Source organism: Coleofasciculus sp. E1-EBD-02 (genome assembly GCF_040218245.1).
Classification (GTDB): domain Bacteria; phylum Cyanobacteriota; class Cyanobacteriia; order Cyanobacteriales; family Coleofasciculaceae; genus Coleofasciculus.
On the sequence record NZ_JAVJQN010000189.1, the window covers coordinates 1 to 8,589 of the forward strand.

Consider the following 8,589-nt stretch of genomic DNA (forward strand, 5'->3'; position numbering starts at 1 on the left):
GACTCATGTTTTAGGAATTATTGCGGCACAACAGGATAATGATATCGGCATCGATGGGATTAATGATGATGCGCCCTTATGGGTAGGACGTGCGGTTGGTTCTGGAGAATGGGCAGATTCGTTAGTTGAGTTTGTCGATACGGCGAAGGAATCAAGTCAACCGAATGCGGTTGTGAATCTGAGTTTGGATTTAACCCAAGTGAACTCCGATGGTAGTGTAACTACCCGTTATGAGTTTACACCCGAAGAACGGGCGGCGATTGAATATGCCCGTCAGAATGGGGTGTTAATTGTCACCGCCGCCGGGAATGATGGGGATGTAATGTCGGTATTGGGTCAAGCGTCTCAGGAGTTTGACAATATTATTACCGTAGGTGCAGCGCAACAGGTAGAAACCGATACTGTCGGGGCGTCTGTAGGGGCGCAAAGCCTTGCGCCCTCGCCAACCTATCAACGGGCGTATTATTCCAGTTATGGCAGGGGTTTAGATATTTTAGCCGAGGGAGGTACAACAGAGAATCCACTTGTGTCTACTGTCGAGGATAGTGTTGGCACAATGGCGGGAACCTCAGTGGCGACAGCCAAGGTAACGGGGGCGGTGTCCCAGGTTTGGGCGGCGAATCCTCAGTTAAGTTATCGCCAAGTGATTGAGGTTCTTAAGTCTACGGCGACTGATTTAGCAGAACCCGGTTGGGATGCACAAACAGGAACGGGATTATTGAATTTAGCCGCCGCCGTGGGATTGGCGCAGGTAACGAAACCTGAAGACTATGCCATTCCTGCTATCGATATTCCTGAGACTTGGAGTGGTGAGGATGTAGTCACACCGATGGAACGGGCAGCCGACTTTGATATCAACCCAATTATTGCGGCTGTTCCGTCTTACTTTAAACCCTACGCTCAGGAATCAATTCCTAAAATCTTAGCTGAAAGTCAAGCCAGTGGCGTTACCGATATCGGGCAGATTGCCTATATTCTGGCTACAGCCCAACACGAATCTCATCTGGGACGCTGGATGGAAGAATTAGCCTCTGGGGATGCTTATGAAGGCAGGCTGGATCTGGGCAATACCCAGCCTGGAGACGGACGGCGGTTCAAAGGGCGCGGTTATGTCCAGATTACAGGTCGGTCTAACTATACCCAATGGTCACAACGACTCGGTATTGATTTAGTCAGTCAACCCCACAAAGCATCTGAACCAGCGATCGCGGTGAAGATTTTGGTGCAAGGGATGCGGGATGGCACATTCACAGGTAAGAAGCTCAGTGATTATATTAATGGCTCAAGCCGGGATTTTCGGAATGCGCGACGGATTGTCAATGGCATTGATAAAGCCGCAGAAATTGCACAAATCGCTGAGAATTATTTCAACGTTCTCAATAACTCCAATACCACAACGCCACAACCGCCACCCTCTACTTCAGGTCGTCGCCCCTACGTTGTGCGTCCCGGTGACACGCTTTGGGTAATTGCTCAACGAGAACTCAACGATGGTAACCGCTGGCGGGAAATTCAGAAAGAAGATGGCAGCACATTTACTGAAGCTCAAGCAAGTCGTTTGCAGGTTGGTCAAACCATTTATCTGCCTGTGAAATATCAGACGGGAATCGGCAAACCTGTGACACCTCCACCAATTAGTAACCCAATCATTAACAGCCAAATTGGTCGAAGTTCGCGTGCGCCTCATTTGTTCCAGGAAGCTTATAGCCGAATTAATGGGAATGAGTTCGGTTTAACGCCAACAAAAGATGCTTACCGTTGGGGTAACGGTTGGACACAAGAATTCCGTGATCGCAACGGGAACCGTGTACTCCTAATGTTAGAGGATGGCGCGACTAAAGCCTTCTCTGTATTAGGCAACAATTTAAATGAATATGAATTTATGGGGGGAGCCGTAGGTCGAGATTTAGACGGTCGGCGAGTGTATTTGGGTTATCCTCGGTCTGATGAAAATATCTTTACCAAAGATGGCAAACGAGCCGTTTGGCAAGCCTTTGCCGCTGAGAATGGGAAAGCTCGAATTCATAACCTTTATGGTCACGCCTCCGTTGTCACCTGGGGAACCATTGGTGCATTTTACACCGATTTAGGTGGTGCTGGTCATTGGTTAGGAATGCCAACTCGTCGAGAATATATTCATAGTAGCGATACGATTTTCTCTGACTTCCAAGGAGGTCGTATTGCTTACAACCGAAACGATGGTCGCACTGAGGCACTACGATATGATGAACAACCATCTTGGTGGTTTAAGGGAGTTCGTAAGTCACGTCAAGCCGACTTTAATGGCGATGGTCGCACCGACTTCATCCGTCAAGAAAAAGGCGGTTGGGCTAGCGACGACCATAACAGTGCTAACCTCTATCTGGCTAACGGAGATGGAACCTTTAGCAAACGCGACTTAACTGATGACCCTAATTCCATGAAAGGGGATAATGGGGTTAATCTGATTCTAGGTGATTTCAATGGCGATGGTCGAACTGACTTCATCCGTCAAGAAAAAGGCGGTTGGGCTAGCGACGACCACAACAGTGCTAACCTTTATCTTTCCAAGGGTGACGGCACATTCACCAAACGTGACCTTACCGATGACCCTAATTCCATGAAAGGAGATAATGGGGTGAATTTGATTGTCGGTGACTTTAATGGTGACGGCAAAGATGATTTCATCCGTCAAGAAAAAGGCGGTTGGGCTAGCGATGACCATAACAGTGCTAACCTCTATCTTTCCAAGGGTGACGGCACATTCACCAAACGTGACCTTACCGATGACCCTAATTCCATGAAAGGAGATAATGGGGTGAATTTAATTGTGGCGAATGTTCAGCCTGGAAATTCTCCATTCCGAGATCCAGTCAATGAGTCTAAAGAGGTTTCTCCTAAAACAGGTCGAGTTAGCTCAAGAGTTGGTAGTGTTCCGCTGAGATTCAGGAGTGAGCCTAATACTAACGCTCAGATTCTTGCTCAATTATCTGTGGGAACAACTTTCAGCATTTTACGCAAACTTGACGGTGGAACTTATTATCCAGATAACCGACAGGATTGGTACGAAGTTGAAGTTAATGGTCAGCGTGGCTATGTTGCTGCTTACTATGTCAGCGAAGAGAGTAGTAATGGTGGCGGCAAGTCTCCAGCGAATCCAAATTACATTTACAAGGAAGCCGATTACTTGAATACCTTGTATCAAGATAATGTTGGTAACATTATAAGTTCTGAATACGATTGGTATCACAAAAATCGTTACGCCACTGATTCTATAGATGGTCATGGAGTAGATGGTAAAGTCTATGCGTTAGTAGGCGGAGAAGTGATCGAAGCCAAAAATGGAAAAGAATTTTTTGGAAATAAGAATATTTGGCAATGGGCATACAATGGCACTGTTGCTATTTACAACAAAGAGCTAAACAAGACCTTCATATATTGGCACTTGGCTGAAGGCTCCATCAACGAAAGCATAAAAGGAAAAACCATTGCGCCAGGTACTTTCATCGGACGGGAAGGTAACACGGGTTATAGCTTTGGCGCTCATACCCACATAGAGGTGCATAATGGTCGAGCCAACGTTAATATGTCTAATCCCAATCGTCCCCAATCACCTGCAAATTCTGGTCGTTTACATATTCCAACTGTTTTTCAAGACGCTGTTCGTAAGGGTTTGGTGAAGTTATACAAATAATAATTTGTAGGGGAATTTATCACAATTGCGATCGCACTTCATCCGGTTCTCCCAAGTGCGATCGCCCTCTCCCTCCCGGTTAGCGCCAATCCCTGATCAAAAGAGCGATCGCCTAAAACACACACCTCCATTTTGAGTCCGGGCGGGTTTTGTTGAAACCTGATCAATAACATCAAAAATTAAGCACCATTACCCGCCCCTACAAATACCTGGACTCCCACGCGATCGCATCCCCTCTATTCCCAGAATGCGATTGCGCCTCCCCTTTCCCCAGATACACCATCTCACCAGGAATAGAAACGTTCCCCACCCAAGTGCGATGGAAGCCTATCCAGGAAAGCATATAACCGCTCAAAAAACACCGTTTGACACCGCCAATTGAATAAAGGGCGACCCGATCAAATTAAGCGGACACCGTTGTTAATTAATGCAAGCGGGTCGCCCCTACACCCGAATCAAAGGTGATAGTCTCCCAGGGTGCGATCGCCCCGGTTTTTTTCCGAAAGAGCGATCGCCTGCTAAACAAACCAATTTTCAATCGTCAGTTCTTCAAATTCCGTAAAGTCTGAAACATTACGAGTTACCAGAATCAAATGGTTAACCCTAGCAATAGCAGCGATCTGCCCATCCGGGTATGAAGGCATTCGACCCAAAGCAGTCAGTCTGGCACGTTCAGCCGCGAACCATTCGGCGGCAGCATGACAGTAGGGCAAGATGATCATTTTGTCTTGAATCACCTGGGTTAAATAATCAGACAAAATCTTTTTTCGCCGAGACTCCGGTAATCGGTATAACCCATAAAGAAGTTCATGCCATGTCACAGAGGCGATCGCCGATTCTTCCAAATTCCGCCGAAAACGTTCCAGAAAAATATGATTAGGCTGTAGCTTGATACTTTCGGAAATAATATTGGTATCCAGGAGGAATTTTATATTCATCACCAGCAAGGTTTTTCAGGAGCCGGGGTGTAGTCCCGGACATTGGCAAAAATTTCATCGCCATCTAAATCAATTTCTTCTGAAATGATTCTGGAGCGAAAAGCATCAAAAGCATCTAAAATCCCCTCAGATTTAGTCGAAATAATTTTCGCAATCGGTTGGTCTGCTTGAAAAATCACAAAACTTTCTCCAGCCTTAGCCCGTTGAAGATAATTGATTAAATCTTGAGTAATTTCTTCTACAGTAACCTTATTCATTATTAATGAACCTCTCCCTAAAATTGTACGACTGGCTTAGTCCAACTATATCTCAAACTACCGTGAGATAAACCACCATAGACTATCTCCAAGGTTAACATGAGCCTTTTTCTTAGCTTATCTAAAGCCATCTCTAGTCACCAACTGCTGGGATTACCTGACCCTAGGGCGATCGCATTTGGGGATGGTGAGGATTGTGATCGCGCCTTCCATTTTCCCCAGATACACCCTATCACCAGGAATGGAAGCTGTTTGATCAACCCTGTGCGATCGCTCCGACAAAACAAAGCTCTGGTATTGTAGGAAACATGAAGGATATAACAGAATCTATCAATGGACTCCATATCACCCTCTCAACCCTTAGAGCAGTATAGCCTCCAACTAGGAGCCGAAGGTTGCTTAGTTCTTCCAGTTGCCCTACAGAAGCAGCTCAACTTGAAAGAAGGCGATCGTTTTATTCTGATAGTAGAAGCTGACAAAACCCTACGCCTAGTCAGCTTGCACGAACAAGTCCAAAAACTTCAAGGATTATTCAAAGATATTGCTCCCGATGTTAGTTTAGCCGATGAACTCATTCAAGAGCGTCGCCAACAAGCGCGTCGGGAGAGTGACTTGTGAGTCAAAACCCTTGTGCTGTTCTGGATGCCTCTGCTCTTCTTGCCTATCTCCAAGGAGAACCAGGGAGCGATCGCCTTGCTGAAATCTTAGTACAAGGAGCCGTCATTAGCGCCATTAACTGGGCAGAAACTCTCTCTAAACTGGCGGAACGAGGTCAAGATCCTGATACGATAGTCACTCAATTGATCGATTTAGGTGTGCAGATCGCGCCTCCCCCTGAATACGTACCAATTTCTGATGATCTCAATCCATCAATCTTCAATATCTCGAAGCATCCAAATCTCTAAACCCGCGTTGGGATAACGAAGTGTAGCATCATTGGTTAGAAAAACCCTGCATCCAGCTTCCACAGCCGTCGCTAAATGTAGAGCATCAATCAAGCCCAAATTGCTATTCCCTCGTAACCGGGCGGCTGCAATCACCACCACCTGAGTCACCGGGCAAAACCTCAGATTAGGAAAACGGGGTAAATCCTGAGCATATTCTTCGGCAATCTCAGGATATCCATCTCGCAAGGGTTTAACCATTAATTCAGCCAGCACCAAATCAGAGGCAACCCCCTGGCACTTCCCTTGCTCAATCATCTCCAAAATTTTCCGAGCTAGTTCGCCAAACTCTGGATTTCCTTCTAAAGCATAAATGAAAATCACACTGTCGAGAGCGATCGTAACCCCATCAAGGTCATCTAATCGCGCCATGACTCCCGTTCCCCACGAATATAGGCAACAGCATCCACCCCCCGCCAGAGATTTTGATGTTTGGCAAACAGGCGCGATGTATAACTAGGAACGGGCACCATAACCACAGCACCATCCACGACTTTGATTTCTAAGGCATCCCCCGGTTTCAGCTTTAATGCTTCTCGAATCGTTACCGGAATCTCAATTTCATAGTTGCTACTCACTTGAGCCACAGTCATCGGCGAAACCTGAATCGTTTGATTTCAATACTATCTTGACATGGAATCAGAGTGCGATCGCCCTCTCCCTCCCGGTTTGCACTAATTCCTGATCAAAAGAGCGATTGCCTAAAACACACCTCCATTTTGAGTCAGGGCGGGTTTTGTTGAAAAGTTGTCACAAACATCAAAATTAAACGGCTTGCGCCCGCCCCTACAAATACCTGGACTTCCACGCGATCGCACTTTCTCTATCCCCAGCGTGCGATCGCCTCTTCCCCAAATACACCCGATCACCAGGAATGGAAGCTGTTTGATCAACCCTGTGCGATCGCGTGATCGGGATCGATTGAATGTGCGATCGCCCTAAAATGGGATAAATACAGTAAAGCAAAGAACGATGAGTAGCGCCAAGCAAGCTGTCACCTCCCTTTTGGCTCAATTACCCGATGACTGCTCCCTAGAAGATATTCAGTATCACCTGTATGTCATCGAGAAAGTTTATCGTGGATTAGAAGCGGCGGCAACACAAGGTACAATTCCCCAAGAAGAAGCCCAAAAGCGTCTAAGTCAATGGCTTATCAAGTAGTCTGAGTCTGGTCTCCCAAAGCAATTGAGGATGTAGAGGCACTTGCTTCCTACATTGCCAATGATTCTGCTGCATACTCCGCAGCAGTTGTTCATGGAAAACGGTTACTGGAGTCAGATAAGATAAACGAGAGTTAAGGTAGTTTTGGGATGGTGAGAATAGCGATCACGCTTCCCCTTTCCCCAGATACACCATCTCACCAGGAATAAAAGCGTTCCCCACCAAAGTGCGATGGAAGCCTATCCAGGAAAGCATATAACCGCTCAAAAAACACTTTCTGACACCGGGAATTGAATAAAGGGCGACCCGATCAAATTAAGCGGACACCGTTGTTAATTAATGCAAGCGGGTCGCCCCTACACCCGAATCAAAGGTGATAGTCTCCCAGGGTGCGATCGCCCTCTCCCTCCTGGTTTGCGCTAATCCCTGATCAAAAGCGCGATCGTTTGACACCAGGAATTGAATAAAGGGCGACCCAATCCTCTGTAGGGGCGGGTTTTACTACTATCTTTTCGGTTGCACCTCGATGTGACTAAACCCGCCCTGTTTCTGGTGTTGTTAATTAATGCAAGCGGGTCGAGAGTGCTATCCAGCACTAAATCCACCTGAAGCCGAACAGGAAGTGGAACTCTTAGCTAGAGAACTTTTAGAAGTACGATATATCTATTCAGAAGCCGAACGTCAACTTCTGAGAATCCAAGTCACATCACATAACATGGATAGTTAAACCGATGAAATACGCAATCGATTCAGAATCTATCGAAGCCTATAGAACGAGAGTTTTTACCCTCTCCCAAGAACTGCGTTGGGAGAATGACCCATCAATTCGAGCCATGACTGCACTGTATCTAGCAGAAGCTGCAACTACGCTAGCACGAATGGAAGTCCTAGAAGCAAAAAAAATGGCTGCAAACCAAGCAAGTTGACATATTTATCCACAGGTAAACTGCGTAAACTAGGAGCGAGTTCCTGACGAGAACGTCCCATTTCCGGAAAATCCGCTAATAAACGGCATTTTTCCTCAAAAGCATCAAGAAAACGACTAGCTGCACTTAAACTAAACTGTGCCATATAGTTTTTTATTTGCCTTAAATCTTGACGAGCTGGCGCACTAAAAATATATTTGCTCATTATGCACATGGAATCAAAGCCTTGGGGATGTTTGGATTTACACAGAGCGATCGCCTAAAACACATCTCCATTTTGAGTCAGGGCGGGTTTTGTTGAAACGTTATCACACAAATCAAAATTAAGCGGCTCGCGCCCGCCCCTACAAATACCTGTGCGCCCAATTTCACGGTCAAATCTATTCCACAATTTTAGCTGTGTCAGTCCAGTAGTGGCAAGGTGCGATCGCGTTTAGGGATGGGTGAGGCTTGCGATCGCGTCTATCCTTTTCCCCAGATACACGATAGCTTGACTACTCCTTTTCTTCTGGCTACTTGACTTATCGCTTGAATTGTATAAATTAGAATATTTCGCCCTTTTTGGGTATCTTTATAGCCAGGGATTTTCGGTCTACCTATAAATTTATCTGGATGCTTTTTAAATTCAGAGTTCGCGGCGAAAAAGGATCTCCAGTTCCGATCTAATCCTCTTAAAACTTGCTGCGATAC

General features: G+C 46.1%; 13 protein-coding genes and 2 pseudogenes. 7 read left to right on the plus strand and 8 right to left on the minus strand.

Going from position 1 to position 8,589, the window contains the following annotated elements; all coding sequences use genetic code 11:
- Positions 1 to 3,673, plus strand: a 3,673-nt coding sequence (locus tag RIC07_RS29155; RefSeq protein ID WP_446397568.1) for a S8 family serine peptidase, incomplete at its 5' end; no start/stop codon positions are given.
- A 38-nt stretch (positions 3,674 to 3,711) separates the two neighbouring features.
- Here the strand turns inward: RIC07_RS29155 and RIC07_RS29160 are convergent.
- From RIC07_RS29160 to RIC07_RS29170, 3 genes are all read right to left on the minus strand, one after another.
- Positions 3,712 to 3,849, minus strand: a complete 138-nt coding sequence (locus RIC07_RS29160; protein ID WP_446397569.1) for a hypothetical protein — start codon at positions 3,847 to 3,849, stop codon at positions 3,712 to 3,714.
- Between the two features lie 342 nt (positions 3,850 to 4,191).
- Complete coding sequence (locus tag RIC07_RS29165) at positions 4,192 to 4,611, minus strand: PIN domain-containing protein (RefSeq protein ID WP_446397570.1); 420 nt, start codon at positions 4,609 to 4,611, stop codon at positions 4,192 to 4,194.
- Positions 4,611 to 4,868 carry a type II toxin-antitoxin system Phd/YefM family antitoxin gene (locus RIC07_RS29170; protein ID WP_446397571.1) on the minus strand — a complete coding sequence of 86 codons (258 nt, stop codon included), beginning with the start codon at positions 4,866 to 4,868 and terminating at the stop codon, positions 4,611 to 4,613. The genes RIC07_RS29165 and RIC07_RS29170 overlap by 1 nt, the downstream gene beginning before the upstream one ends.
- 99 nt (positions 4,869 to 4,967) lie before the next feature.
- On the opposite strand from RIC07_RS29170, the gene RIC07_RS29175 reads away from it, so the two are divergent.
- Genes RIC07_RS29175 through RIC07_RS29185 form a run of 3 tightly spaced genes read left to right on the plus strand, consistent with a single transcriptional unit; the run spans position 4,968 to position 5,773 of the window.
- On the plus strand, positions 4,968 to 5,171 hold the full coding sequence (locus RIC07_RS29175) for a hypothetical protein (protein WP_446397572.1): 204 nt from the start codon (positions 4,968 to 4,970) through the stop codon (positions 5,169 to 5,171).
- A 30-nt stretch (positions 5,172 to 5,201) separates the two neighbouring features.
- Positions 5,202 to 5,486, plus strand: a complete 285-nt coding sequence (locus tag RIC07_RS29180) for an AbrB/MazE/SpoVT family DNA-binding domain-containing protein (protein ID WP_446397573.1) — start codon at positions 5,202 to 5,204, stop codon at positions 5,484 to 5,486.
- Positions 5,483 to 5,773, plus strand: coding sequence for a PIN domain-containing protein (locus RIC07_RS29185; protein ID WP_446382137.1), 291 nt, complete (start codon positions 5,483 to 5,485; stop codon positions 5,771 to 5,773). The genes RIC07_RS29180 and RIC07_RS29185 overlap by 4 nt, the downstream gene beginning before the upstream one ends.
- Here RIC07_RS29185 and RIC07_RS29190 read toward each other — a convergent pair.
- The 3 genes from RIC07_RS29190 to RIC07_RS29200 all read right to left on the minus strand — a co-directional run bounded on the left by RIC07_RS29190 (position 5,738) and on the right by RIC07_RS29200 (position 6,778).
- Complete coding sequence (locus RIC07_RS29190) at positions 5,738 to 6,184, minus strand: type II toxin-antitoxin system VapC family toxin (RefSeq protein WP_446339926.1); 447 nt, start codon at positions 6,182 to 6,184, stop codon at positions 5,738 to 5,740. The two genes, RIC07_RS29185 and RIC07_RS29190, sit on opposite strands and share 36 nt — an antisense overlap.
- The gene (locus RIC07_RS29195) at positions 6,172 to 6,405 is read right to left on the minus strand and encodes an AbrB/MazE/SpoVT family DNA-binding domain-containing protein (RefSeq protein ID WP_446397574.1); all 234 of its coding nucleotides are present in this window, start codon (positions 6,403 to 6,405) and stop codon (positions 6,172 to 6,174) included. The genes RIC07_RS29190 and RIC07_RS29195 overlap by 13 nt, the downstream gene beginning before the upstream one ends.
- Before the next feature lie 193 nt (positions 6,406 to 6,598).
- Positions 6,599 to 6,778, minus strand: a complete 180-nt coding sequence (locus tag RIC07_RS29200) for a hypothetical protein (protein ID WP_446397575.1) — start codon at positions 6,776 to 6,778, stop codon at positions 6,599 to 6,601.
- Between the two features lie 6 nt (positions 6,779 to 6,784).
- Between RIC07_RS29200 and RIC07_RS29205 the strand changes: the two genes are divergently transcribed.
- The 3 genes and pseudogenes from RIC07_RS29205 to RIC07_RS29215 all read left to right on the plus strand — a co-directional run bounded on the left by RIC07_RS29205 (position 6,785) and on the right by RIC07_RS29215 (position 7,700).
- On the plus strand, positions 6,785 to 6,973 hold the full coding sequence (locus tag RIC07_RS29205) for a hypothetical protein (protein ID WP_446368266.1): 189 nt from the start codon (positions 6,785 to 6,787) through the stop codon (positions 6,971 to 6,973).
- A 23-nt stretch (positions 6,974 to 6,996) separates the two neighbouring features.
- A pseudogene (locus tag RIC07_RS29210) lies at positions 6,997 to 7,086 on the plus strand (type II toxin-antitoxin system RelE/ParE family toxin); the annotation flags it as partial.
- 452 nt (positions 7,087 to 7,538) lie between these two features.
- Positions 7,539 to 7,700, plus strand: a complete 162-nt coding sequence (locus RIC07_RS29215; RefSeq protein WP_446397576.1) for a hypothetical protein — start codon at positions 7,539 to 7,541, stop codon at positions 7,698 to 7,700.
- A 137-nt stretch (positions 7,701 to 7,837) separates the two neighbouring features.
- Here RIC07_RS29215 and RIC07_RS29220 read toward each other — a convergent pair whose 3' ends face one another.
- Positions 7,838 to 8,104, minus strand: a complete 267-nt coding sequence (locus RIC07_RS29220; RefSeq protein ID WP_446397577.1) for a type II toxin-antitoxin system RelE/ParE family toxin — start codon at positions 8,102 to 8,104, stop codon at positions 7,838 to 7,840.
- Positions 8,105 to 8,382: 278 nt separating this feature from the next.
- Positions 8,383 to 8,589: pseudogene (locus RIC07_RS29225) on the minus strand (RNA-guided endonuclease TnpB family protein); the annotation flags it as partial.

Excerpts from the sequence above, each read along its gene's own strand:
- RIC07_RS29170 (WP_446397571.1), bottom strand. The coding sequence starts at position 4,868 with ATGAATAAGGTTACTGTAGAAGAAATTACTCAAGATTTAATCAATTAT.
- RIC07_RS29190 (WP_446339926.1), bottom strand. The coding sequence starts at position 6,184 with ATGGCGCGATTAGATGACCTTGATGGGGTTACGATCGCTCTCGACAGT.
- RIC07_RS29165 (WP_446397570.1), bottom strand. The coding sequence starts at position 4,611 with ATGAATATAAAATTCCTCCTGGATACCAATATTATTTCCGAAAGTATC.
- RIC07_RS29215 (WP_446397576.1), top strand. The coding sequence starts at position 7,539 with ATGCAAGCGGGTCGAGAGTGCTATCCAGCACTAAATCCACCTGAAGCC.
- RIC07_RS29175 (WP_446397572.1), top strand. The coding sequence starts at position 4,968 with ATGAGCCTTTTTCTTAGCTTATCTAAAGCCATCTCTAGTCACCAACTG.
- RIC07_RS29195 (WP_446397574.1), bottom strand. The coding sequence starts at position 6,405 with ATGACTGTGGCTCAAGTGAGTAGCAACTATGAAATTGAGATTCCGGTA.
- RIC07_RS29180 (WP_446397573.1), top strand. The coding sequence starts at position 5,202 with ATGGACTCCATATCACCCTCTCAACCCTTAGAGCAGTATAGCCTCCAA.
- RIC07_RS29205 (WP_446368266.1), top strand. The coding sequence starts at position 6,785 with ATGAGTAGCGCCAAGCAAGCTGTCACCTCCCTTTTGGCTCAATTACCC.
- RIC07_RS29220 (WP_446397577.1), bottom strand. The coding sequence starts at position 8,104 with ATGAGCAAATATATTTTTAGTGCGCCAGCTCGTCAAGATTTAAGGCAA.